Origin of the sequence: Pseudomonas sp. SWRI99, from assembly GCF_014270125.1 — a bacterium.
Taxonomy (GTDB): Bacteria; Pseudomonadota; Gammaproteobacteria; order Pseudomonadales; family Pseudomonadaceae; genus Aquipseudomonas; species Aquipseudomonas hamedanensis.
Genome location: NZ_JABWQR010000002.1, coordinates 116,984 through 139,567, shown reverse-complemented (window position 1 = coordinate 139,567; position 22,584 = coordinate 116,984). Strand labels below are relative to the sequence as shown.

Annotated in this window: 24 protein-coding genes; 10 read left to right on the top strand and 14 right to left on the bottom strand. The window is 60.9% G+C overall.

Features of this window, described 5'->3' with window-relative positions; translation table 11 throughout:
- Positions 1–185 precede the first annotated feature (185 nt).
- On the bottom strand, positions 186–545 hold the full coding sequence (locus tag HU743_RS02275) for a hypothetical protein (protein ID WP_186646654.1): 360 nt from the start codon (positions 543–545) through the stop codon (positions 186–188).
- A gap of 350 nt (positions 546–895) precedes the next feature.
- Here HU743_RS02275 and HU743_RS02270 point away from each other — a divergent pair, with 350 nt between their 5' ends.
- Positions 896–1,279: a hypothetical protein gene (locus HU743_RS02270; protein ID WP_186646653.1), complete on the top strand. Its 384-nt coding sequence runs from the start codon at positions 896–898 to the stop codon at positions 1,277–1,279.
- A 122-nt stretch (positions 1,280–1,401) separates the two neighbouring features.
- Here the strand turns inward: HU743_RS02270 and HU743_RS02265 are convergent, their stop codons facing one another.
- Both HU743_RS02265 and HU743_RS02260 read right to left on the bottom strand, forming a co-directional pair.
- Positions 1,402–1,797 carry a YbaN family protein gene (locus HU743_RS02265; RefSeq protein ID WP_186646652.1) on the bottom strand — a complete coding sequence of 132 codons (396 nt, stop codon included), beginning with the start codon at positions 1,795–1,797 and terminating at the stop codon, positions 1,402–1,404.
- A gap of 10 nt (positions 1,798–1,807) precedes the next feature.
- Positions 1,808–2,395 carry a YecA family protein gene (locus HU743_RS02260; RefSeq protein ID WP_186532114.1) on the bottom strand — a complete coding sequence of 196 codons (588 nt, stop codon included), beginning with the start codon at positions 2,393–2,395 and terminating at the stop codon, positions 1,808–1,810.
- 392 nt (positions 2,396–2,787) lie between these two features.
- Between HU743_RS02260 and recQ the strand changes: the two genes are divergently transcribed.
- The 3 genes from recQ (at position 2,788) to HU743_RS02245 (ending at position 7,350) form a co-directional block, all read left to right on the top strand.
- A complete protein-coding gene (gene recQ, locus HU743_RS02255; protein ID WP_186646651.1) occupies positions 2,788–4,917 on the top strand; it encodes a DNA helicase RecQ in 2,130 nt (709 codons plus the stop codon).
- A gap of 132 nt (positions 4,918–5,049) precedes the next feature.
- Complete coding sequence (locus tag HU743_RS02250; RefSeq protein WP_186621733.1) at positions 5,050–5,484, top strand: MarR family transcriptional regulator; 435 nt, start codon at positions 5,050–5,052, stop codon at positions 5,482–5,484.
- 126 nt (positions 5,485–5,610) lie between these two features.
- On the top strand, positions 5,611–7,350 hold the full coding sequence (locus HU743_RS02245) for a FimV/HubP family polar landmark protein (RefSeq protein ID WP_186646649.1): 1,740 nt from the start codon (positions 5,611–5,613) through the stop codon (positions 7,348–7,350).
- Between the two features lie 127 nt (positions 7,351–7,477).
- Here HU743_RS02245 and HU743_RS02240 read toward each other — a convergent pair whose 3' ends face one another.
- Positions 7,478–9,667: a patatin-like phospholipase family protein gene (locus HU743_RS02240; protein ID WP_186646647.1), complete on the bottom strand. Its 2,190-nt coding sequence runs from the start codon at positions 9,665–9,667 to the stop codon at positions 7,478–7,480.
- 70 nt (positions 9,668–9,737) lie between these two features.
- Here HU743_RS02240 and HU743_RS02235 point away from each other — a divergent pair, with 70 nt between their 5' ends.
- Positions 9,738–10,025 (top strand): SelT/SelW/SelH family protein, encoded by a 288-nt coding sequence (locus HU743_RS02235; RefSeq protein ID WP_186646643.1) that lies wholly within the window; start codon positions 9,738–9,740, stop codon positions 10,023–10,025.
- Here the strand turns inward: HU743_RS02235 and HU743_RS02230 are convergent.
- A complete protein-coding gene (locus HU743_RS02230; RefSeq protein ID WP_186646642.1) occupies positions 10,019–10,912 on the bottom strand; it encodes a DMT family transporter in 894 nt (297 codons plus the stop codon). The two genes, HU743_RS02235 and HU743_RS02230, sit on opposite strands and share 7 nt — an antisense overlap.
- A gap of 281 nt (positions 10,913–11,193) precedes the next feature.
- Between HU743_RS02230 and HU743_RS02225 the strand changes: the two genes are divergently transcribed.
- The gene (locus HU743_RS02225; RefSeq protein WP_186646640.1) at positions 11,194–12,009 is read left to right on the top strand and encodes a UDP-2,3-diacylglucosamine diphosphatase; all 816 of its coding nucleotides are present in this window, start codon (positions 11,194–11,196) and stop codon (positions 12,007–12,009) included.
- Between the two features lie 116 nt (positions 12,010–12,125).
- Here HU743_RS02225 and HU743_RS02220 read toward each other — a convergent pair whose 3' ends face one another.
- Together HU743_RS02220 and HU743_RS02215 are read right to left on the bottom strand one after the other, a co-directional pair.
- On the bottom strand, positions 12,126–12,716 hold the full coding sequence (locus tag HU743_RS02220) for an HD domain-containing protein (protein ID WP_186646639.1): 591 nt from the start codon (positions 12,714–12,716) through the stop codon (positions 12,126–12,128).
- Between the two features lie 14 nt (positions 12,717–12,730).
- Positions 12,731–13,042, bottom strand: a complete 312-nt coding sequence (locus HU743_RS02215) for a DUF962 domain-containing protein (protein WP_186550816.1) — start codon at positions 13,040–13,042, stop codon at positions 12,731–12,733.
- Positions 13,043–13,208: 166 nt separating this feature from the next.
- On the opposite strand from HU743_RS02215, the gene HU743_RS02210 reads away from it, so the two are divergent.
- Positions 13,209–14,270: an AraC family transcriptional regulator gene (locus tag HU743_RS02210; RefSeq protein ID WP_202883675.1), complete on the top strand. Its 1,062-nt coding sequence runs from the start codon at positions 13,209–13,211 to the stop codon at positions 14,268–14,270.
- Here the strand turns inward: HU743_RS02210 and HU743_RS02205 are convergent.
- The gene (locus HU743_RS02205; RefSeq protein WP_186550814.1) at positions 14,227–15,681 is read right to left on the bottom strand and encodes a TrkH family potassium uptake protein; all 1,455 of its coding nucleotides are present in this window, start codon (positions 15,679–15,681) and stop codon (positions 14,227–14,229) included. The two genes, HU743_RS02210 and HU743_RS02205, sit on opposite strands and share 44 nt — an antisense overlap.
- Before the next feature lie 121 nt (positions 15,682–15,802).
- On the opposite strand from HU743_RS02205, the gene HU743_RS02200 reads away from it, so the two are divergent.
- Positions 15,803–16,369, top strand: a complete 567-nt coding sequence (locus tag HU743_RS02200; protein WP_186646637.1) for an NAD(P)H nitroreductase — start codon at positions 15,803–15,805, stop codon at positions 16,367–16,369.
- 98 nt (positions 16,370–16,467) lie between these two features.
- On the opposite strand, the gene HU743_RS02195 is transcribed toward HU743_RS02200, so the two are convergent.
- The 6 genes from HU743_RS02195 to HU743_RS02170 form a co-directional block, all read right to left on the bottom strand.
- Complete coding sequence (locus tag HU743_RS02195; protein ID WP_186646635.1) at positions 16,468–17,820, bottom strand: ATP-binding protein; 1,353 nt, start codon at positions 17,818–17,820, stop codon at positions 16,468–16,470.
- A gap of 175 nt (positions 17,821–17,995) precedes the next feature.
- On the bottom strand, positions 17,996–18,448 hold the full coding sequence (locus HU743_RS02190; RefSeq protein ID WP_186646633.1) for an LTXXQ domain protein: 453 nt from the start codon (positions 18,446–18,448) through the stop codon (positions 17,996–17,998).
- 268 nt (positions 18,449–18,716) lie between these two features.
- Complete coding sequence (locus HU743_RS02185; RefSeq protein ID WP_016771129.1) at positions 18,717–19,394, bottom strand: response regulator transcription factor; 678 nt, start codon at positions 19,392–19,394, stop codon at positions 18,717–18,719.
- A 7-nt stretch (positions 19,395–19,401) separates the two neighbouring features.
- On the bottom strand, positions 19,402–19,812 hold the full coding sequence (locus HU743_RS02180; RefSeq protein ID WP_039761083.1) for a translation initiation factor 2: 411 nt from the start codon (positions 19,810–19,812) through the stop codon (positions 19,402–19,404).
- A gap of 256 nt (positions 19,813–20,068) precedes the next feature.
- Positions 20,069–20,368 carry a YciI family protein gene (locus HU743_RS02175; RefSeq protein WP_186636519.1) on the bottom strand — a complete coding sequence of 100 codons (300 nt, stop codon included), beginning with the start codon at positions 20,366–20,368 and terminating at the stop codon, positions 20,069–20,071.
- 1 nt (position 20,369) lies between these two features.
- Entirely contained in the window at positions 20,370–20,966 is a 597-nt protein-coding gene (locus HU743_RS02170; RefSeq protein ID WP_186550800.1) for a septation protein A, read from the bottom strand.
- An 87-nt stretch (positions 20,967–21,053) separates the two neighbouring features.
- On the opposite strand from HU743_RS02170, the gene HU743_RS02165 reads away from it, so the two are divergent.
- Both HU743_RS02165 and HU743_RS02160 read left to right on the top strand, forming a co-directional pair.
- Positions 21,054–21,917, top strand: a complete 864-nt coding sequence (locus HU743_RS02165; protein ID WP_186646631.1) for a PHP domain-containing protein — start codon at positions 21,054–21,056, stop codon at positions 21,915–21,917.
- A 13-nt stretch (positions 21,918–21,930) separates the two neighbouring features.
- Positions 21,931–22,560 carry an L-threonylcarbamoyladenylate synthase gene (locus HU743_RS02160; RefSeq protein WP_038363745.1) on the top strand — a complete coding sequence of 210 codons (630 nt, stop codon included), beginning with the start codon at positions 21,931–21,933 and terminating at the stop codon, positions 22,558–22,560.
- The last annotated feature ends 24 nt before the right edge of the window (positions 22,561–22,584 follow it).

The following is a 22,584-nucleotide window of genomic DNA, read 5'->3' as shown; positions in this document are numbered from 1 at the left end:
GCGGCGGGTTTTTCATGGTGGGAAGCAACGTTGAAAGCCACTGTGGCGAGGGAGCTTGCTCCCGCTGGGCTGCGCAGCAGACCCAAAACCTCCCGGTTCGGTCTTTCAGAAATTGCGCGTGCTCAGTACTTGCGACTGCTGCGCAGCCGAGCGGGAGCAAGCTCCCTCGCCACAGAGGGCCGGTGTCAGCTCGGCAACTCCAGATTATCCAGCACCCGATTCACCGCCAATTCCCCAAGCATGATCAGATGTGCAATCCCCATCAGCGTTCGGCGTTGTGATGGCTTCACCAGTCCGGCGAATTCCTGGGCGATGGTTTTGGCGCAGGCGAGTGTTTCGCAAGCGCTGGCCAGCAGGTCTTCGTTTTTGGTATCGGCGGTAACGGCGTACATGGCGCGGTTTTTACGCGGTGGCGGGGTGGAGCCGGGCGGGCAAAGATAATGATCGAGGGCGCGGTCGGCGGCTTGGTGGAGTTTTCTTGAATCGAGGGATTCGTAGGGGGAGGTGGGGTCGGTTTCGGGTGGGTTGGGTGTGGGTTTGATCATGGGTGAAGCCTCTAGAGTCGTGAAGCTGCCACCGTTCGCTGCTAACGAAGGAGGTGGCGGCTGTACGCGGGTTAGCAGACCAGGACTCTAGAACCCGGCGCACCGAAGTGCCCCACGCAAAGCCGCCATAACGGCAAAAGGCTTTGTGCGTCTAGAGATAACCCGGGCTGCTAAACCCGATCGCTGATGTGTCAGCGACCGAACCACAAGAGAACCCGCCCCCAAGGCGCACAAGCCGGCGGATTCTGGCTTGGTTGTAGGCAATGGCGCAAGGATGCGTAGCCTGGAAGGCGTGTCTGCGGGTGTCTTTTAAACAGCTTGTGATTTCGACAGGGTGTGTCGAATCACGTATGCCAGGACCTGAGAGCTGGCGACCGGATACCGTCGCTGAGTTGACTGACTTTCAGCGTCCCGTGGACTGGATGCTCAAGGACAAGATCGGAAAACTCACTGCTGTAAGCCAGATTTCTCCATCCAGTTTGAGCCGCGAGGACAGCATTCACTGCATTCTGGACCGCCAGAACCCGATGTGCGAACTCATCCTTGACATCAATACTGAGATGCCCGCGTTCGATATTGCGAATGTGTTCATCGCGATAACTGCGGAAGATTCGGATATACCACTTCGCAAAGTGTTTATAGCTGGATGCCGGGTCCAGAGAATCGCGGTAGGCATACGTCTTGGAGACTCGGCGTTTTCCGCTTTCTCGAAGGCAGCGGTCAGTTTTTTCTGACTTCAGAGCCGGCCGGTGCCGTAATACGCCAGAACGGGTCGATCGAATGGACGCTCCTCTGAGACTGCTCGGTTGAAAATCTGTAATACAGGTGGATACCTGCTCACTGCCAGCGGCAGGTGTCAGGATCTGCGCAACGTCTTCTGCCGCAAAATATAAACCGTCACCAACACCGCACTGGTCAACATGAACCCCCGCGCCCACAGCAGCGGCACCAGATAACAGGAAAACAGAATGCTCACCCACATCAGCCCGATCGCGTAGACCTTGCCCTTGAGCGGAATGCCATTGCCATCAAGGTAATCACGGATCCACGGTCCGAGCCGAGGATGCTCCACCAGCCATTGGTAAAAGCGCGGAGAGCTGCGCGCGAAACAGGCCGCGGCGAGCAGAAGGAAAGGGGTGGTGGGCAGGACGGGCAGGAAGATGCCGATCACCCCCAATGCCACGCTGAGCCAGCCGATAGCCAGCAGGACGTAGCGCAACATCAGGGGACGGTTGCCTATGGGATTGTCCATAGGCCGGGTCTTAGTGGTGGCGTGGCTTGAGAATCGCCGGTTTTTCGTCAGGTGCCTGGCACAGCAGGTACAGCGCGGTCAGCGCTTCCGGGATTTGTACGATCATATCGTCCATCAGATTGGCGTCCTTGGCGATGTCTTCGAATTCTGGCTGTTCGTCGAACAGGCCGGAACCGACCATGATCGGCAGGAGCATTTCGCTGACTTCCTCTTCGGCGGTTTCGAACCAGGCCGCTTCGCGCAGGAACACACCTTCCATGAAGCCAATGCACCAGCCGCGCAGATCCGAGTCGTCCGGCTCTTCACCCAGGTCCAGTTCGCAAGGCAGTTCGAATTCTTCATCCGAGGCCAGTTGGCGGGCGATGTGGGCCTTGAGGCCGATCAGCGTGGCTTCGATTTCGGCACGCTGAGCTTCGTCGCTGTAGTGCGGCTCTTCGGCGAACAGCGCGTCGATCCACTCGCGCTCCGGGACGTCTTCGGAGCAGATCGACAGCGCGGTCAGATAACCGTGGGCGGCGACGTAATCCAGCGCCTCGTCGTGCAGCTCGTCGGCGTCGAGGAAGACTTGCAGGCGGGTCAGTTGCTCAGCGAAGGACATTACGGGGCTACCTTGGGAATAAACAATGCGGGAATTCTAGGCCTTCTTGCGCGCTCTAGCCAGCCGCATGGCAGATTTGGCCTAATTACAGGATGCGCAATCCTTGTGGGAGCGGGCTTGCTCGCGAATGCGGTGTGTCAGTCGAGATGACAGTACCTGACACGCCGCATTCGCGAGCAAGCCCGCTCCCACACTGAAATTTCGTGCGTCAGTTGGAGTGTGTCTTATCAGCGGCACCCTGCGCAGTGAAGGCCTCGGGTATACTGCCGCGTTTTGCGATTCCTGCTCGCATTGTGCGTTTCATGCAATGCGTTCTTACGTTTTGTTTAAGCAGCCCCGGCTGTTCTGAACCAGCCTGAGCAGGGATGTATCGGTAGATTTTTGGAGTTTTTATGCTCGAACAGGCTCAACGCGCCCTCAAGGACATCTTCGGCTACGACAGTTTCCGTGGCCGTCAGGGTGCAATCATTGAGCGTGTGGCCAGCGGCGGTGATGCGCTGGTGCTGATGCCTACCGGTGGCGGCAAGTCCTTGTGCTTCCAGGTGCCGGCGCTGTTGCGTGAAGGTTTGGCAGTGGTGGTTTCGCCTCTGATCGCATTGATGGACGATCAGGTCGCCACCCTTGAAGAACTGGGCGTGGCCGCTGCCGCGCTGAACTCCACGCTGAGCGCCGAGCAGCAGCGCGATCTGGCGGTGCGGATCAAGCGCGGTGAAGTGAAAATGCTCTATCTGGCGCCCGAGCGTCTGGTGCAGCCGCGCATGTTGGCGTTCCTGCAGGGCCTGGACATCGCCTTGTTCGCGATTGACGAAGCCCACTGCGTATCGCAATGGGGCCATGATTTCCGTCCGGAATACCTGCAACTGGGCCAGTTGGCCGAGATGTTTCCCAATGTGCCGCGTATCGCCCTGACGGCCACCGCCGACAAGCGCACCCGCGAAGAAATCGTTACCCGTCTGCACTTGCAGAACGCCGAGCGTTTCCTGTCCAGTTTTGACCGCCCGAACATCTTCTACCGCATCGTCCCCAAAGAGCAGCCGCGCAAGCAGTTGCTGGCGTTCCTCGCCGAGCGGCGCAGCGATGCCGGCATCGTTTATTGCCTGTCGCGCAAGAAGGTCGAGGAAGTCGCGGCGTTCCTCAGTGAGCAGGGCTTTCCGGCGCTGCCTTACCACGCCGGCCTGCCCAATGATTTGCGCGCCTATCACCAAAAGCGCTTTCTCAACGAGGAAGGCCTGATCATGGTCGCCACCGTGGCGTTCGGCATGGGTATCGACAAGCCCAACGTGCGTTTTGTCGCCCACCTCGATCTGCCGAAATCCCTTGAAGCCTATTATCAGGAAACCGGTCGCGGTGGTCGTGACGGCCTGCCGGCGGATGCGTGGATGGCCTACGGCCTGCAAGACGTGGTGATGCTCAAGCAGATGCTGCAAAACTCCGAAGGCGACGAGCGGCACAAGCGTCTGGAGCAGCACAAGCTCGACGCCATGCTCTCGCTGTGCGAAGAAACCCGCTGCCGCCGCCAGACGCTGCTGGCCTATTTCGACGAAGACATGCCTGAGCCCTGCGGCCACTGCGACAACTGCGTCGATGGCGTGCAGACCTGGGACGCGACCGAGCCGGCGCGCCAGGCGTTGTCGGCGATTTTCCGCACCGGGCAGCGCTATGGCGTCGGCCATCTGGTCGACGTGTTGCTGGGCAAGGACAACGAAAAAGTCCGCAGCTTCGGCCATCAGCACCTGTCGGTGTACGGCGTCGGCAAGGCCCTGAGCGAGAGCGAATGGCGCTCGCTGTTCCGCCAGTTGGTGGCGCGCGGGTTGGCGGATGTCGATCACGAGGGCTACGGCGGTCTGCGCCTGAACGACAGCTGCCGACCGCTGCTCAAGGGCGAAGTGACCCTGGAGTTGCGCCGCGATCTCAAACCGCAGGTCACCGCCAAGACCACCAGCAAGAGCCCGGCCAGTCAGTTGGTGCGCGGCGAAGAGCGCGAACAGTGGGAAGCCTTGCGCGCCCTGCGGCGTAAACTGGCCGAAGAACACGGTGTGCCGCCGTACGTTATTTTTCCCGATTCGACCTTGCTGGAAATGCTCCGCAGCCAACCGACCTCGCTGGCGGAAATGGCCCGGGTCAGCGGTGTTGGCGCGCGCAAGCTGGAGCGCTACGGCGAGGCCTTCCTCGAAGTGCTCGGCGGCGAGGTGGAGGCGCCGAAGGTGGTGGCCGACGTACGCCACGAGCTGATTACCCTGGCCCGCGCCGGGATGACGCCGATGCAGATCGCCGGGCAGTTGCAGTGCTCGGAGAAGAACGTTTACAGCATGCTCGCCGAGGCCATCGGCAAGCAGCAGCTGTCGCTGGAGCAGGCGCTGGACTTGCCTGAAGAGCTGATGGGTGAGGTGCAGGACGCGTTTCTCGATGGGGAGGGCGAGTTGCCGCCGGTCGCCGAAATTGCAGAGCTGTTCGCCGGGAGGGTGCCCGAGGGTGTGCTTTATTGTGTGCGGGCGGCGTTGCAGTCTGAATTTGAGATGTGAGACGGCGTTTGCGCCAAGCCCTGTGCAGTTGTAACGATTCAGTACAGAGCGTCTCTTGCCTATAACTGCCGCTCATGCTTAGCTGACTAATAATTAGATTTTCCGTATTTTCAGTCTAACCGTGAGTGTTTTATGCCGTTAACCGATCAACACCGCTTTGGCATGCAACTGGCCCAGATGTCCCGTGGCTGGCGTGCCGAACTGGACCGACGACTGGCCGGCCTCGGGCTGTCCCAGGCGCGCTGGCTGGTGCTGCTGCACCTGGCGCGCTTCGAAGAAGCCCCGACCCAGCGAGAACTGGCGCAGAGCGTCGGCGTCGAAGGCCCGACCCTGGCACGCTTGCTCGATAGTCTTGAAAGCCAGGGGCTGGTGCAACGCCAGTCTGTGCTGGAAGACCGCCGGGCGAAAAAAATTGTCCTTTGCGCACCTGCGCTGCCGTTGATCGAACAAATTGAAACTATTGCCACACAGCTGCGCCACGAATTGTTCGATGGCGTCGACGAGGCGGATTTAAAGGTGTGCATGCGCGTTCACGGGCACATTCTGGCCAATCTGGAAAAATCCTGAGGCATAACACCGCACCGGTTTTTTGAGGGATCGCGCTGAGCAGACTATAAGAACTACTGGGCAATATCGTGTTCGTACCGGATGTACGAACGCCTGGAAACCGGTTTTGCTTATTAAGGGATGCCCATGCTTGCAAGTCGGCACGTGCTGCGCGAGGGCGCCAAATGGCTGCTGTTCGCGGGCGTATTCAGCTATTCGACCTGGTCGATGGCGTTGGGGTTGGGCGAAATCACGGTTCACTCAGCCCTCAATCAGCCGTTCAAGGCCGACATCGCGTTGGTCGATGTCGGCACTTTGACGCAGAACGATCTCTCGGCCAGCCTGGCCTCGGCGGATGAATTCGGCCGGGCCGGCGTCGAGCGCGTGTTCTTTCTCAACGATCTCAGGTTCACGCCGATTCTGCGTGGCAAGCGCCAGATGATCCGGGTGACGTCTCGTAAACCGGTCAGCGAACCGTTTTTGATTTTCATTGTGCAACTCGATCAGCCCAATGGCCGCCTGTTGCGCGAATACACCGTACTGATCGACCCGCCGGGTTCGCCCGGTATCGTGCCGGCCACCGATGAGCCGGATCCGCCGGCGCAGACTTCCGGGTTTCCTGCGGTCGAACCCGCTACAGCGAAGCCCCAGGCGGCACAGGGCAAGCGTGAAGCCGCGCCCGCGTCGCCGCCATCGACAACGACTCCCGCCAACGATGTCCTTGCCGAGCAACTGGCCGCCAGTGTGTTGCTGAATCAACAACTGCAGAAAACCGTGGATGAGCAGAACGCGAGGTTGCAGGCACAGGAGGCGCAGATTGCCGACGGCAGGGAGCAGGTCAGCGACTTGCAAACCCGTCTGGCGCAATTGCAACAACCGCCGCCAGCGCCCGTCGCGCCGCCGATTGTATCGCCGCCAGCGCTTGCACCTGCTGCCGAGCCTGAGGACGGTGTGAACTGGCCACTGCTCGCCGGCCTGTTGTTGGTGCTCGGGGCGCTGGGCGCGTTGTTCGTGCAGCGCCGGCGCCAGCAAACAGAGCAAGCGGGCGAGCCGCTGACGCTATTGCCGCAGGGGCCCGAGCCTGACGCCGACCCCGTCGACGCTGCCGCGCCCGTCACCGCCAACGTGACGCCCGACCCCCGCGAAGAGCCGGGCGCGGGTGATGTACTCGAAGCCGTGGGCATTTATCTGGCTTACGGAAGGCTCGGGGAAGCCGCCGGGCTGTTACGCGATGCCTTGCAAAAGGAGCCGGAGCGCATTGACCTCGGCCTGCAATTACTCGAAGTGTACGGTCGTCAGGGCGACAGCGCCGCCTATGATCAGCAGGAAAGCCGTTTGCGCGAACTGGGTGTCGAGGACCGGCAACTTCAGGAAGCACGCGGTCGCCATGCCAAACTGGTCAGCACTGCCGCATTGGCACCGGTTGTGGCGCTCGCCCCCGATAATAGTCCCGTACCAGCAGCCCCCGAAGATGATTTCGAGCTGAATCTGGGTGAGCTGTCGATGGATGCCAATTGGGACCTGGAAGCGAGTAAAGAAACGCCCGTTCCGCCCGTGGCGGACGAAAACGTCTCACTGTCAGACCTGCAAGTATTGCCTGAGGGCTTCGACCTGGGAGAGGCGGCTAGCAAGGACGACGTGGAACTCGAATGGTTCTCCGAGCCGGACGCGCAGCCGCTGGATGATGACTTTCTCAATGAGTTCGATGATTCGCAGCGACCTCTGATGGGGGAGCCGGCCGCTGGTTCGGAAAAGCTGGAGCAGGCGCAAACCTGCATCGATGACGGCGATATCGACAGTGCGATTGCCTTGCTCACTGAATTGCTCAAGGAGGGCGACGAGCCTTTGAAGCAAACGGCGCGGACGTTGTTAGCCGGGATTCGCTGAGAACCGATTGTTGGTGGCGTGTCTGGAACCGCTATCGCGAGCAGGCTCACTCCTACAATGGATCTGTGAACACCATTCAAATGTAGGAGTGAGCCTGCTCGCGATGGCTGATTGCGAAGCGACGTGATTAAAAGGTCTGCCCCAGATTCAGATACACCGCCTGCTCATCCGCATCATTGAGTCCATAGCTGAAGTTCAACGGCCCCAACGGCGTGTCGAAACCGATAAACACGCTGGCTGCGTTGATGTAGCCGCTGTCGAATTCATTGTCGTTGTTCCACGCCCGGCCGCGTTCCAGCGAAGCACCGGCGTACAGCGGGAAGTCCAGTGGCAGGTACGATCGCGGCGTCAGCCGACGGTAATACACGGCGCGCATCAGGCTGACGTTCTGCCCGGAAATGGCGTCTTCGCGAAAGCCTGACAACTGCCGCGCACCGCCGAGCAGGAAGCTCGATGTCACCACATTGGCATCATCCAGCGTTCGACCGTAGCGCCCACCCAGAATCAGCGTGTCCGGGCCATGGCTCATGGCTTTGTCGAGTTTGAATTCCCACTGCCGGTAACGTGTGTCGGAACCCAGGCCCGGCTCGAACTGCGCAAAGGTCAGGCTGACGTCCTTGCCTTCGTGAGGGAAATACACGTTATCCAGCGAATCGTAAGAATACTTCAGCGAGTAAAAACCTTCGTTGAAGCTTTCGCTCGGCAGGTCCTGATCACCAATGCGCACGTCAGCCTTGCCCCAGGCCTGACCGACGCCGAAACGCACTTCGCCATTGTTACCGATCTGGCGGCCGAGGTTGAGGCCGAAGCCATAGCGCTCGACGCGATATTGCGCGACCGGATCGTTATCGAGCACTGAATCGACATTCTGTGCTTCAAACGCGGCGTAGGGCGCGACGAAATAGCGCGAACCGACGTCCAGCGGCTGATAAAACTCGCTGTACAGTTCCTGTTTGTCGCCAATCTGCGCGCGGGTCAGCCATTCGGCGCCGAGGCGGTTGATACCGTTGACGCGATAGCTGGCGCCGAGATTGAAAGCGCTGTCGCCGCGCATGTCGTCTGACAGGTTCAGGCCAACTCGCAGGTAGTCGGTGCCGCTGCGTTTGCCGCGCGCGCTGATGACCAGCGTGTGATCCTGACCCTTGTGCACCACGCGGTATTGCACCTGCTCGAAATAGTCGAGGCCGTACAGGGTGCCCATGTCCGAGTGCAAGCGGCTCAGGTCCAGTGGCTCACCGACGGGCTGGCGGATGTAATAGCGAATCACGTCATCGTCGACTTTCGAATCGTTTTCGACACGGATCGCGGTAATGACCGGCGTCCGTTGGCCTGGCGAGCGGGCGGCGTTGAGTTCGGCATCCTGGGATTCGTCGGGTTTGAGCTGAGCCAGGCGTGCGTCGAGAATTCGGGTGGCGCGGTAGCCGGCGTCGATCATTTCCTGGGCTCTGCCGAAATCGGTCACGCCAAACGCTGCCAGCGCCGGCTGGATCAGCACGTCGGTGGGTTTGAGGGTGGCCAATTGTTCTTCAGAGTTGCTGCGGGTCATCAGGGTGATCGACTGATTCAGCACATCGACCACAGTGCTCAATTGTTTGCGGTTGCGCAGCGGCGTGCCGATGTCGACGACGATGGCGATGTCGACGCCCATTTCCCGCGCGACATCCAGAGGGATGTTGTCGGTCATGCCGCCGTCCACCAGCAGGCGGCCGTTGAGTTCAACTGGGGCGAACACTGCCGGGATCGACATGCTGGCACGGATCACCTGGGGCAGATGACCTTTGCGAAACACCACTTTTTCGCCGTTGGCAATGTCCGTCGCGACGGCGCGGAACGGAATGGGCAGCTTGTCGAAATCCCGGGTGTCGCTGGTATGCGCCAAGAGGCTCTCAAGCAACAGCGCCAGGTTCTGGCCCTGAATCACCCCCAACGGCAGGCCGGGGCTGCCGTCGTCGCGAAAGCTGAGTTTCTGTTTGACCAGAAAGTCGCGGTCGTCCTGCTTGCGTCGAAACGGCACGTCTTCTCGGGGCGGAGCGTCAGACAAGGCGGCTTGCCAGTCGATGTTCAACGCGAGTTTTTCCAGCTCATCGATCTGATAGCCCGAGGCGTACAGTCCGCCGACCACCGCGCCCATGCTGGTGCCGGCGATTGCATCGATCTTGATGCCTTGCTCTTCCAGGGCCTTGAGCACGCCAATGTGCGCCAGCCCGCGCGCCGCGCCACCGGACAACACCAGGCCGACTTTCGGTCGCGGTGTTTCACTGGCGTAAACCAACACGGGAAGCAAACCAAGCAACAGGCAGAACAGCAAACGGCGCATTGTGAGTCTCGGGGCAAGCGGTAAAGCCGGCTATTATAGCGGCGCCCTCCGTCTCATGAGTCCAGCGAACATGACTGTCGCCAAAGCAGAAGTTGTTATCACCTATTGCACCCAATGCCAGTGGCTGCTGCGCGCCGCGTGGCTGGCGCAGGAGTTGCTCAGCACGTTTGCCGATGATCTGGGCAAAGTCTCACTGGTGCCCGGCACCGGCGGGGTATTTCACATCACCTGCGAGGGTGTGCAGATCTGGGAACGCAAGGCCGATGGCGGTTTCCCCGAAGCCAAAGTGTTGAAACAGCGGGTTCGCGATCAGATTGATCCTGACCGTGATCTTGGGCACAACGACCGCGCTCAGTGAGATGCAGCTTCGGTTGCGACGGTTTTCTTGTTGGCCGAGCCTGACATCCGCGCCGAGACCACGATGGCGATGATGATCAACGCGCCACCGATGAGCATGCGCAGCGTCGGGGTTTCACTGAACAGCAACCAGGCGATGGTGATTCCGTAAACCGGCTCCATGGCGAACACCACCGCCGCCGTGCGCGCCTTGATCACCGCGAGACTGGCGACGAACAGACTGTGCGCCACGCCCGTGCAGAACACCCCGAGCAGAGTGATCCACAGCCAATCCAAAGCGCGGACCTCACTCAGTTGTGGCGCTGCGACCGGCAACAGACACAACGCGACCACCACGTTCTGGCACAGCGCCGCCTGCACCGCCGGGATGCGCCCTGAGCTGGCGCGATTGGTCAGCGACAGCAGAGAAAACAGCAGGCCGGACAGCACCGCCCAGAGCAAACCGACGGTCGCGCCACTGCCCAGGTCGAACGCTGGCGTCACCAGCACCAGCCCGAGGCTCACCAGCACCACCAGCACGATTTCATTGGCGCGGATGCGCTCGCGGAAAATCAGCCCTTCGAGAATCACCGTAAAGGCCGGGAAACTGGCAAAGCCCAATGTGGCGATGGCGACACCGGCAATCTTCACCGAAACGAAAAAACTCACCCAGTGTCCGGCCAGCAACACGCCGCTGAGCGCCAGGCGTCGCCAGTCCACCGCTTGCAGTTTTTGCCAGCCGTTCTGGCTGGCGAAACGAGCGAAGAAAGCCAGCGCGAGCACGGCAAACGCGGCGCGGCCGAAGACGATAACTGCCGGCGACGCGGCGGCGAGTTTGCCGAACACACCGGTCAGGCCGAACATCAAAGCGCCGATATGCAGGGCGCCGAGGGCGGTACGCGGAGTCATTGCAATCCTTGATCCAGACACAGTTTTGATCGTTCCCAGGCGCAGCAAAGGAATGCCTCCAGGGACGCTCTGCGTCCAGTGACGCGGAGCGTCACGGCTGCATGCAGGAGCATGGGAACGATCATCAAAGGAGCGCCAGTCTAAAGCGCTGGCGCCGTCGCGTCTGTCATCCGAATCCTCAATTTGTGAACGATGTGCGCTGTCACACGACTGACGCACGCCTGTCACGGTCAATTAACCGGACGCGCGCAAGCTGGCGAAAACATCGCAGAGGGTTGCCCATGACCAGCGCCGAGCTCGCCAGACCCAGCCGCAAACAACGGGTGCGAACCCTGTGGATCTCCGACGTGCACTTGGGCACGCGCGATTGCCAGGCCGAGCATTTATCGCAGTTTCTCAAGGGCTATCATGCCGACAAGATCTACCTGGTCGGCGACATCATCGACGGCTGGAAACTGCGCGGCGGCATGTACTGGCCGCAGGCGCACACCAACGTGATTCGTCGTCTGCTGACCATGAGCAAGCGCGGCACCGAGGTCATTTACGTCACCGGCAACCACGATGAATTTCTAAGACGCTATTCGAAGCTGATTCTGGGCAATATCCAGTTGGTCGACGAGGCGGTGCATGTCACGGCAGATGGCCGTCATTTGCTGGTGATTCACGGCGATCAGTTCGACGTGATCACCCGTTATCACCGCTGGCTGGCCTTCCTCGGCGACTCCGCCTACGAATTCACCCTGACCCTCAATCGCTGGCTCAATCACTGGCGGGCGCGGTATGGCTATGGGTACTGGTCGTTGTCGGCGTACCTCAAGCACAAGGTCAAGACGGCGGTGAGTTTCATCAGCGACTTTGAGGAAGCCATCGCCCATGAATGCGTGAAGCGTGGACTGCATGGGGTGGTTTGCGGACACATTCACCATGCCGAGATTCGCAAGGTGGGCGAGGTCGATTACCTCAACTGCGGCGACTGGGTGGAGTCGTGCACGGCGCTGATCGAGCATTGGGATGGCACGATCGAGTTGTATCGGCTGGCGGATGCGCAGGCGCGCGAGGCGCAGCTCAGGGCGGCCAAGGTCACGGAGCTGGCATAGTTCTCGGCTGGCCGCGCTGGCCTCATCGCGAGCAGGCTCACTCCTACAATTGGAATGCGTTCCCTGTAGGAGTGAGCCTGCTCGCGATGAACCGCGCAGCGGTTCCCGAGGCACCATCAGGCCGGGCTGTGTTGCTCCATCGCCGCTTTGTAAATCGAGTTCTTCGGCTGCGCAAACAGCCGCTCCATCATCGGCTCGAAAAAGCTCAACGGCAGGCTTTCGTAATTCGGATCAAACGCCGCCGCATCGTATTTGGCGCAAAACTCGGCCGTCGCTTGAAACTGCGGATGGTCCTTGAACTGCTCGCGCAGGTGCCGATCCATGCCCAGGTGATGAAAGAAGTAGTACCCCTGAAAGATCCCGTGCTTCTCGACCATCCACAGATTTTCGGCGCTGACAAACGGCTTGAGAATCGCCGCAGCAATGTCCGGGTGGTTGTAGGAGCCGAGGGTGTCCCCGATGTCGTGCAGCAGCGCGCAAACCACATACTCCTCGTCGCGGCCATCACGAAAGGCACGGGTTGCGGTTTGCAACGAGTGGGTCAGGCGATCCACGGGGAAACCACCGAAGTCGCCTTCGAGCAATTTCAAATGAGTGATGATCCGCGCCGGCAGCTGTCTGGCATAGGCGCTGAAGTCGGCGGCGATGATCGCCCAGTCTTCCTCGGTGCCGTCCTTCATATGGGTAAAGCGGGCAGTCGCATTCACGGGCAGAGCCTCCTTCAGAACGCTACGCGACCCAGAATCATGTCGCGGTACATGACAAAGTCACCGAGCAGGCTGTACAGCGGATGCTGGAAAGTCGCCGGTCGGTTCTTTTCAAAGAAGAAATGCCCGATCCAGGCAAAGCTGTAGCCGGCCAGTGGCAAGGCCAGCAACAGCAGCCACGCGCCTTTGGCGACGGTCAGGGCGAGGATGAAAATCACCAGGCTGGTGCCGATGAAATGCAAGCGCCGACAGGTGCTGTTGCTGTGTTCGCTGAGGTAATACGGGTAGAACTCAGCGAAGCTGTTGAATTGCTTTACGTTTTCCACGACTGCGATCTCTGTGGTTATTGTTCTGGCGACGAGTTGTGCGGCGGGTAGCTTATTTGAGTCTAGAGTGATCATGGGGGTGGGCCAGTGACAATCGGCGCCACTTTAGTATCCTTCGCAAATCGGCTCGCAAGATGCAGCCCATCATGTAAAAGAATAAGACGCCATGAGCGAACGAACGACTTCTGCAAGCTGGGCGATGGGGATTGTCAAAGCGCTGGAGATGGACGGCCTGGATTGCCGGGTTCTGTTCAAGCAACTGGGGCTCGATTACGCAGCGCTGGATGATCCGGACGCGCGCTTCCCGCAAGACTCCATGACCCGACTCTGGCAACGCGCGGTCGACCTGTCCGGCAACCCGGCGATCGGCCTGAACATGGGCAAAGTGGTGCGACCGGCGTCGTTTCATGTCGCCGGCTATGCGCTCATGTCGAGCAACACCCTGGCCGAAGGCTTTCAACGGCTGGTGCGTTATCAGCGCATCATCGCCGAAAGTGCCGACCTGAGTTTTCGCCTGCTCGATGAAGGGTATGGCTTGATCCTGACGGTTCACGGCGATCATCTGCCGCCGACCCGGCAAAGTGCCGAAGCGTCACTGGCCTGCGCCCTGGCGCTTTGCGGCTGGCTGAGCGGGCGCACGTTGCACCCGGTGAAAGTCTTGATGCAGGGCGATGAACCGGCTGACCTGGAACCTTACAAGCTAGCCTTTCATGCACCGATGACCTTCAGCGCGCCGTACGATGCGCTGATTTTCGAACGGGCCGACATGGAGGCGCCGCTGCCTACGGCCAATGAGGCGATGGCGCTGCTGCATGACCGTTTTGCCGGGGAATACCTGGCGCGGTTTTCCGAAAGCCGCGTGACCCACAAGGCGCGACAGGTGCTTTGTCGGCTGCTGCCTCAGGGCGAACCCAAGCGCGATACCGTGGCGCAGACCTTGCACCTGTCCCAGCGCACTCTGCAGCGACGCTTGCAAGAGGAGGGGACAAGTTTTCAGCAGTTGCTTGATGACACCCGGCGTGAACTGGCCGAGCAGTATCTGGCGCAACCGGGCATGACCTTGCTGGAAATCGCCTACCTGCTGGGGTTCGCCGATCCGAGCAATTTCTTCCGTGCCTTTCGCCGCTGGTTCAACACCACGCCCGGCGATTACCGGACGCGGCTGTTGCAGGCGCCGGGCACGATCAATGACGCCAGAACGCCGGAATACACAGCACAAACACGGTAATGATCTCCAGTCGCCCGAGCAGCATGCCGAACGACAGGATCCACTTGGCCGCATCCGGCAGCGTGGCGAAGTTGCCCGCCGGGCCGATGGTTTCGCCCAGACCCGGGCCGACGCCGGAGACGGTGCTGGCGGCGCCGGTCAATGCCGTCATCCAGTCCACGCCGAGCAGCGACAGCAACAGGGCGATTACGCAGATGGTGATGGCGAAGAAAAACGAAAAGGTCAGAATCGAGCGCACGATTTCTTCGTCGAGGCGGTGGCCGTTGTACTTCTGCTTGATCACCGCGCGGGGGTGAATCAGTTGGTTAAGGTTGGCCTTGAGCAGGATATAGGCGACCTGGAAACGGAAAATCTTGATCCCGCCCGCGGTCGATCCCGAGCAGCCGCCGACAAAGCCCAGATAGAAGAACAGCATCAGCGAGAAATTGCCCCACAGGCTGTAATCGCCCAGGGCAAACCCGGTGGTGGTGACCACCGAAGTCACGTTCAGCGCCACATGCCGCAGCGCCTCCAGCCAATGCAGTTGGGTGGTCCACCAGTACCAGGTGCCGAGCACCAGCCAGGTCACCAGCAGCATCGCCAGCAAACCCTGTACCTGTTGATCCCTGATCAGCGCCTTGCGGTTGCCGCGCAGTGTCGCCACGTACAGGGTGAACGGCAGGCTGCCGAGGATCATGATGACAATCGCCACCCAGTGCACCGCCGGTTGCGTCCATTTGGCCAGCGACTGGTCGGACGTCGAGAACCCGCCCGTGGAGATGGCCGACATCGCGTGGTTGATCGCATCGAACGGGCTCATCCCCGCCCACCAGAACGCCAGGCTGCCGAGAATGGTAATGCCGACGTACGCCGCCACGATCAGCCGCGCCACCATGTGCGAGCGCGGCATGACTTTTTCCGAGCGGTCCGAGGATTCGGTCTGGAACAGGCGCATGCCACCGATGCGCAACAGCGGCAGAATCGCTACCGCCATACCGATAAAGCCGATGCCGCCGATCCAGTGCAACAACGAACGCCACATCAGGATGCCGGGCGACATGTTGTCGAGGCCGTTGAGCACTGTCGCCCCGGTGGCGGTGATGCCGGACATGCTTTCGAAAAATGAATCGGTGTAGCTGATGTGCTGGGTCAGCAGAAACGGCAGCGCGGCGAAGATACACACCACCAGCCAACTGCTGACGGTCAGCAGATACATGTCCCGCGGGCGCAGGTGGATGTGTTCGGGTCTGCCGGGAATCACCAGGGCCAGGCCGGCGACGAAAGTGATCATGCTCGCCCAGAGGAACGACGGCAGGTCGCTGGTGCGCTCGAAAATCACCAGGGTGGCCATCGGCACGACCATGGCGACAGCCAGGGTGATCAGGAAGATGCCGATGATAAAACCAATGATCCGTAAGGTCGGCAACGCCATGGAGTCCGCTCGGGCTGATGTGGGAAGGGCGCCATTCTACCTGTGGGGCAGGGCATGTAAACCGGCAGGCGGTGCGCAGTTAAAGCTAGAATAGCCGCACATTTTTTTCAGGAGGTGGCCGATGCAGGCTCTCGACGCGTTGCTCAACCGTGTTTCCGTTCCCCGACTGGTCGAACCGGCCCCGACTGCCGAGCAGCGCGAAGCCCTGTTCCGGGCGGCCATGCGTGCACCGGATCACGGCCACTTGCAGCCGTATCGCTTTTTGACCGTCGAAGGCGCGGCGCGTGAGCAGATGGGCGAGTTGCTGGCCGAGGCTGCGCAAATGCAGGAAGGCGAAGTCACCGAAGCGATGATCGACAAGGCCCGCAATGGCCCGTTGCGTGCGCCGCTGGTGGTCGTGGTGATCGCCAGATTGCAGGAACACGTCAAATATCCGAAGGCCGAGCAACTGCTGGCCGCCGGGTGCGCGGCTCACGGGATCCTGCTGGCGGCGTATGCACAGGGGATTGGCGCGGTGTGGCGTACGGGCGAGCTGGCTTATTCGAAGCATGTCGCCAATGGCTTGGGACTGGCGGCGGACGAGGAGGTGATTGCGTTTCTGTACCTCGGCACGCCGCAGAAGGAGCCGCGCGTGGCGGAGAAGGTCGACCTGGCGCAATTCGTCAGCGCCTGGCCCGTCAAGACCTGATATCCCCAATCAAATGTAGGAGTGAGCCTGCTCGCGATTGCGGTGTGTCAGTCATTTCTTCACCGGCTGACACTCCGCAATCGCGAGCAGGCTCACTCCTACAGGGCTTGCTCAGGCTGGACGATAACCCCGGGTATGAGCGGCAACTCCAGACTCGCCACAAACCCGCCCTGCGGATGATTGGCCAGCGTCAGGGTGCCGCCATGCCGTTCCGCCGCCCGCTTGGCAATCGCCAGTCCCAACCCGTGGCCGGCCGCCGTTTGCCCCGGCGCCCGATAGAACGGCTCGCCCAACTGACTCAGATGCTCGGCCTGCACCCCGGGCCCGTGGTCGCGCACGCTGATGACTATCCGCTCGCCCTGGCGTGAGGCCTGCAGTTCAATCGGCTGATCCGGCGGGTTGAAACGCTGGGCATTGCGCAGCAAGTTGTCGACGGCGCGTTCGATCATCGTCGGCCAGCCCTTGAGGTTCAGTGGCGGCTCGGCATTGAGTTGCACGACCTGTTCCGGCGACGCCAGTTGTGCGTCCTTCTGCAGCGTGGCGAGGAGCGCGTTCAAATCCACGTCTTCGGCGCTGGCATTGTCGGCATCGACCCGCGCCAGCACCAGAATTTCGCTGATCAGCGCTTCGAGGCGATCGCATTCGCGGGTCAGTCGTGGCCAGAGCTTTTCGCGTTCTTCAGGACTGGCCCGTTCCGCCAGTGCCAAGGCAATGCGCAGGCGCGCCAGTGGTGAGCGCAATTCATGGGACACGTCGCGCAGCAATTGGCGCTGACTGCTGATCAGGCTTTGCAAGCGCGCGCCCATGCGGTTGAAGTCGGTCGCGAGTACGCCGAACTCATCACGGCGGTTGGCCAGCTTCGCCAGGCTGTTCTGCTGATACGTGGTTTGCCCCAGATCATGCACCGCGCCGCGCAGACGGCTGAGCGGGCGGGTGATGGAGAGGGTCACCAGCAAGCTGAACAGGGTCAGTACCACCAAGGCGATGCCGAGTGCACTCAGCGGCCAGAGCAGGCTTTCGCGGTGCCACGAATCAAGCTCCGGATGCGGGATGCGATAAATGAACAAATAAGTGTCACCGGTTTTTGCACTGGTGAACTCGTCGGTCAGACGCCGCCACGGCAGGCGACGGTCATCGTTATTCTGCCGCGCTTCGAAGGCAGCGGCGCGACGCGGGAAGGTACCGCGGACCACCGGATCGCCGGTTTCGTTGAGCACTTGAACGTCGATGTGGTACTGGCGTTTGCGTTGTTCGAGGATGTCTTGCGCGGCGTCTTCGCCTTGGGTTTCGTAGGTCTGCGTCCACTGCGCGGCGAGTGTGTTGAGGCCTGGATGGCGGCTGAGAATCCACGCGTCCTGGTTGAGCATGTGCCCGAGCAGAATCGACAGCCCGGCTACCAGAGCGATGGCCAGCCAGAAGCTTGCGAGAATTCGCCAGAACAGTGAACGCACAGAAATTCCTCAGACAACACAAAAACCATTGTAGGAGTGAGCCTGCTCGCGATAACGGTGGGTCAGTCAATTAATGCTTGTCTGACACACCGCTATCGCGAGCAGGCTCACTCCTACAGTTGGATCGGTGGAAACAGCCCCGACGGGGTGAGCCGTCGGGCCTAGGGTTAACGCATTATTGCGCCTTTTGTGCCTGCTGCGCTTTCCAGGCCTTGAACTCGGCCCATTCGGCGCGGCGTTCGGCGCGTTTCTTCTGGATCTCGTCGAACTGCTTCTGTTGCTCAGGTTTCAGCAATGCGCGGACATCGGCCTCGGCTTTCTTGTGGTTGGCCGCGATCTCGTCCTTCATGGCTTTCTGGTCGGCCGGCGAGAGTTTCTCCAGGTACTTGTCGACCACCTGCTTACGCTCATGCATCTGCTCGCCCATGATCTTGCGGATCTGCTCGCGTTGTTCGCGGGACAGGTCGAGCTGGCTGTACGGGCCTTTGCCGTGCATGCCGCCGTGCATCTGACCGCCGTGGCGCGGGCCGTCAAGCGGACCACCCAGCGGACCGCCATCCTGCGGCATGGCCATGGCCACGGTTGGCAGAGCGGCAGCGAACATCAGAGCGATAAGAGTCTTGCGCATGGTGTATCTCCTTGTCTCGTTCCCGGTACGTTCCGGATGAGTGCAGATTACGCAGATCAAGGTCAGCGGCGGTCAGGGCAGCGTAAAGCTTCGGTAAAGACGCTTCGTCATCAGCCTGACAATACATTTTTGTGGCGAGGGAGCTTGCTCCCGCTGGGCAGCGAAGCGGCCTCGCTGTCCACCTCAACAGCAGAGGGATTGCTGCGCAATCCAGCGGGACGGTGCGACGATTCGACAAGCTCCCTCGCCACAGAGGCCTGAGTGTTTCCTAGAGGCTGTAGTAATAGCCTCGGCTACGCAGCGCAACGATGCGCGGGCGGCCGTCGGGGTGGGGGCCGATTTTTTTGCGCAGATTGCTGACGTGCATGTCGAGGCTGCGGTCGTACAGGGTCAGCTTGCGGCCGAGGGCCAGTTGCGCCAGCTCCTGCTTGTCCAGCGGCTCGCCGGGCTGCTTGAGCAGGGCTTCGAGCAGGCGGCTCTCGGATACCGTCAGGGTCAGTTCTTTTTCGTCGATGCTGACCACGCCGCGCACCGGGCTGAAACTCAAATCACCCAGCTCAAGCTGCGTCGACACGGCGGCCGGGTGGCTGCGGCGCAATACGGCGCGCAGGCGGGCGGTCAGTTCGCGTGGGTCGCAGGGTTTGGCCAGATAATCGTCGGCGCCCAGTTCGAGGCCGAGGATACGGTCCAGCGGTTCGCCACGTGCTGAAAGCATCAGCACCGGCAGGTCGGCGTGGTCGTTGCGCAATTGCTTGAGCAGTTCCAGACCGCTGCCGTCGGGCAGCATCACGTCCAGCACCACCGCCGCGGGGGCGGTTTCGGCCAAGGCCTTGCGGGCGCTCTGGCCATCGTGGCAGGCGCGCACCTGGAAGCCTTCCTGGCTCAACCAGCTACTCAGGAGTTCACACAACTCCTGGTCATCATCAATCAGTAACAGCTCGCTCATGACTCACTCAATTTAGCCACTGCCGACGTTTTCGGCTTGCACCACTGGCAAAGATACCGCAGAGCAGCGCCAATAGCGCTACTCCAGCGCCAGTGACGAACCACTGCTGCTGATCGGTCAGCAGACGCGGCAACGGACTCGCCTGGGCTTCCTTGAGTTGCAGCTTCAAGCGCTGATTCTCTTGGCGCAGCCGGGCGAGCTGGGCGCTTTCGCGGGTATTGTCGGCATTTTGCAGTTGTTTGTTCAGTTCTTCGCGTTGCTGCTCGCTGGCCTTGAGGCGCTGCTGCAACTCGGTGATCTGACTGCCGGCACTCAGCGACAATGGCGTGGAGCTGCCACCCTCGGTGGTTTCCTCACCATGGGCGGGCGCCATGATCGACAACGTGAGCAACATCAGACACAACGGACCCTTGCGCATCGCGACACCTGTTTCCAAATGGATATTGGGCAGGTTGTCGGCAGGCAAACGAGAATAATGAGCGATTGAGATGGGTGAGAAGCGAGAAGGTTCAGTGCTGCGAGTCATGCAGAGGGATGGCGCATGATGAAACTGTGGCGAGGGAGCTTGTCGAATCGTCGCACCGTCCCGCTGGACTGCTTAGCAGTCCTGAAACTGGGGGCGCTTCGCACCCCAGCGGGAGCAAGCTCCCTCGCCACAGGTTTTCTCTTGCTTCTTAAGGCAGAACTTGTTTGAAAGGCTTGACGATCACGTTGGCGTAGACGCCCGCGGCGATATACGGATCGGCGTCAGCCCAGGCTTGTGCGGCGTTCAGCGAATCGAATTCGGCAACGATCAGGCTGCCGGTGAACCCCGCTGCGCCCGGATCATTGCTGTCGACGGCCGGGTGCGGGCCGGCCAGGACGATGCGGCCTTCGCCCTTGAGTGCTTGCAGGCGTTGCAGATGCGCCGGGCGTGCAGCCAGGCGTGCTTCGAGCGAGTTGGCGACGTCGGTGGCAATGATGGCGTAGAGCATGTCAGTCCTCGGTTTTTGGTGTTGTAGTGTCGGCGTCGTGCAGGTGACGAGACAGGTAGATGCCTTGCGCGACCAGGAACAGCACCGTCATGCCCAGGCTGCCGAACACCTTGAAGTCGACCCAGATGCTCTGGAAAGTGAAGGCAACGAACAGGTTGGCCGCGCCGCAGAACAGGAAAAAGCCGATCCAGGCGATGTTCAGGCGCGTCCACACCGGGTCCGGCAATGTCAGCGCGTGGCCCATGATGCGCTTGATCAGCAGGCGGTCACCGATGAAGTGGCTGCCGATGAAGGCCGCGGCGAACAGCCAGTTGACCACCGGCGCTTTCCATTTCAGGAAGGTTTCGCTGTGAAAGGCCAGCGTCAGGCTGCCGAACACCAGGCAGGCAATCAGCGTCAGCCATTGGCTCTTTTCCAGCTTGCGCTGTTTGATGAACAGCGCGCCGTACACCACCAGAGAACTGATGATCAGCATCGCCGTGGCGCTGTAGATTCCGCCTACGGTCACTTCATGCCCGGCGATGTCGACGACCCGAGGGTCAAGTTTGTAAACGATGAAGAACAGCAGAAGCGGGATGAAATCGATGAATTGTTTCACAGTGAGAGCCAGAAGCTGGATGTGTCGGCATAATAACAAACATATGGGCGCGCGATAGCGCCGGCTGATTTGAGGTTACAACTCCCCGTGAATGTTGATTTGCACTGCCACAGCACGGCCTCCGACGGCGCCCTGGCGCCCGCGGTACTGGTTGCGCGTGCGTTCGAGAACGGCGTGCGAGTCTTGTCCCTGACCGACCATGACACCCTCGAAGGCCTCGCCGAAGCGCGTACGGCCGCCAACGAGCTGGGCATGCAACTGGTCAATGGCGTCGAATTGTCTTGCACCTGGGGCGGGGCGACCATTCATGTGCTGGGCTACGGTTTCGACGTCAACGCTGCACCGCTGGTCGAGGCCATCGCCAAATTGCACGATGGCCGCTGGCTACGGTCGGAAGAAATAAGCCGCAAGCTCGCCCTCAAGGGCATGCCCGGTGCCCTCGAGGGCGCCCGACAAGTCCAGCAGGAACTGGGCGACAGCGGCAACGCGCCAGCCCGCCCGCATTTTGCCGACTGGATGGTGCGTGAAGGTTTTGTAAAGGATCGCGCCGAGGCGTTTCGCAAATGGCTCGGCGCCGGCAAGCTCGGCGACGTCAAGCTGCATTGGCCGACCCTGGAAGACACCGTTTGCACGCTGCGCGCCGCGGGTGCCTGGGTCAGCCTGGCGCATCCCTGGCACTACGATTTCACCCGCAGCAAGCGCCGGAAGCTGATTGCCGACTATATTCAAGCAGGCGGGCACGCAATCGAGGTGGTCAACGGCCATCAGCCTGCGGAGCAGGTGGGCAGCCTGGCGATCCTTGCCCGTGAGTTCGGTCTGCTGGTCAGCGCCGGCAGTGACTTCCATGGCCCTGGCGGCTGGTCCGAGATCGGCCAGTACCGGCCGGTTCCCGAGGACCTTCCACCCCTGTGGTGTCGGTTCAAACATGACACAGATATTGCCGCCGTCTGAACAGGTAGAGAATGTGAGTCAATTTTTCCAGATACATCCGGAAAACCCGCAAGCGCGCCTGATCAAACAGGCGGTCGAGATCATCCGTAAGGGCGGGGTGGTGGTTTATCCCACGGACTCGTCCTACGCCATCGGTTGCCAGATCGGCGACAAGACCGCCATCGAGCGTGTGCGACGTCTGCGCCAGCTCGATGAAAAGCACAACTTCGCGCTGATCTGCAGCGACCTGTCGCAACTGGGCAACTACGCGAAGATCGACACCGGCACCTTCCGTATCCTGAAGGCGCATCTGCCGGGGCCTTACACCTTCATTCTCAACGCTACCCGTGAAGTGCCGCGTCTGTTGCTGCATCCGAAGAAACGCACGATCGGCCTGCGCGTGCCAAGCCACCCGATCGCCCTGGCGCTGTTGGCCGAACTCGGCGAGCCGCTGATGAGCGTGACCCTGATCATGCCCGGCGACGAAGATCCGCTCAGCGATCCGTACGAAATGCGTCAGTTGCTTGAGCACCAGGTGGACTTGATCGTCGACGGCGGCTTCGGCGGTATCAAGGCCTCGACGGTCATCGATCTGACCGGCGACGACCCGGAAGTGGTCCGTGTCGGTTGCGGCGATCCGACGCCGTTCATGGTCGAGGCCTGAATGTCCGCAGTGGAAACCGTGGTC

Excerpts from the sequence above, each read along its gene's own strand:
- HU743_RS02265 (WP_186646652.1), bottom strand. The coding sequence starts at position 1,797 with ATGGACAATCCCATAGGCAACCGTCCCCTGATGTTGCGCTACGTCCTG.
- HU743_RS02235 (WP_186646643.1), top strand. The coding sequence starts at position 9,738 with ATGACTGTCGCCAAAGCAGAAGTTGTTATCACCTATTGCACCCAATGC.
- HU743_RS02230 (WP_186646642.1), bottom strand. The coding sequence starts at position 10,912 with ATGACTCCGCGTACCGCCCTCGGCGCCCTGCATATCGGCGCTTTGATG.
- HU743_RS02245 (WP_186646649.1), top strand. The coding sequence starts at position 5,611 with ATGCTTGCAAGTCGGCACGTGCTGCGCGAGGGCGCCAAATGGCTGCTG.
- HU743_RS02180 (WP_039761083.1), bottom strand. The coding sequence starts at position 19,812 with ATGCGCAAGGGTCCGTTGTGTCTGATGTTGCTCACGTTGTCGATCATG.
- HU743_RS02240 (WP_186646647.1), bottom strand. The coding sequence starts at position 9,667 with ATGCGCCGTTTGCTGTTCTGCCTGTTGCTTGGTTTGCTTCCCGTGTTG.
- HU743_RS02205 (WP_186550814.1), bottom strand. The coding sequence starts at position 15,681 with ATGGCGTTGCCGACCTTACGGATCATTGGTTTTATCATCGGCATCTTC.
- HU743_RS02275 (WP_186646654.1), bottom strand. The coding sequence starts at position 545 with ATGATCAAACCCACACCCAACCCACCCGAAACCGACCCCACCTCCCCC.
- HU743_RS02225 (WP_186646640.1), top strand. The coding sequence starts at position 11,194 with ATGACCAGCGCCGAGCTCGCCAGACCCAGCCGCAAACAACGGGTGCGA.
- HU743_RS02260 (WP_186532114.1), bottom strand. The coding sequence starts at position 2,395 with ATGTCCTTCGCTGAGCAACTGACCCGCCTGCAAGTCTTCCTCGACGCC.
- HU743_RS02175 (WP_186636519.1), bottom strand. The coding sequence starts at position 20,368 with ATGCTCTACGCCATCATTGCCACCGACGTCGCCAACTCGCTCGAAGCA.
- recQ (WP_186646651.1), top strand. The coding sequence starts at position 2,788 with ATGCTCGAACAGGCTCAACGCGCCCTCAAGGACATCTTCGGCTACGAC.
- HU743_RS02200 (WP_186646637.1), top strand. The coding sequence starts at position 15,803 with ATGCAGGCTCTCGACGCGTTGCTCAACCGTGTTTCCGTTCCCCGACTG.
- HU743_RS02250 (WP_186621733.1), top strand. The coding sequence starts at position 5,050 with ATGCCGTTAACCGATCAACACCGCTTTGGCATGCAACTGGCCCAGATG.
- HU743_RS02190 (WP_186646633.1), bottom strand. The coding sequence starts at position 18,448 with ATGCGCAAGACTCTTATCGCTCTGATGTTCGCTGCCGCTCTGCCAACC.
- HU743_RS02210 (WP_202883675.1), top strand. The coding sequence starts at position 13,209 with ATGAGCGAACGAACGACTTCTGCAAGCTGGGCGATGGGGATTGTCAAA.
- HU743_RS02185 (WP_016771129.1), bottom strand. The coding sequence starts at position 19,394 with ATGAGCGAGCTGTTACTGATTGATGATGACCAGGAGTTGTGTGAACTC.
- HU743_RS02270 (WP_186646653.1), top strand. The coding sequence starts at position 896 with ATGCCAGGACCTGAGAGCTGGCGACCGGATACCGTCGCTGAGTTGACT.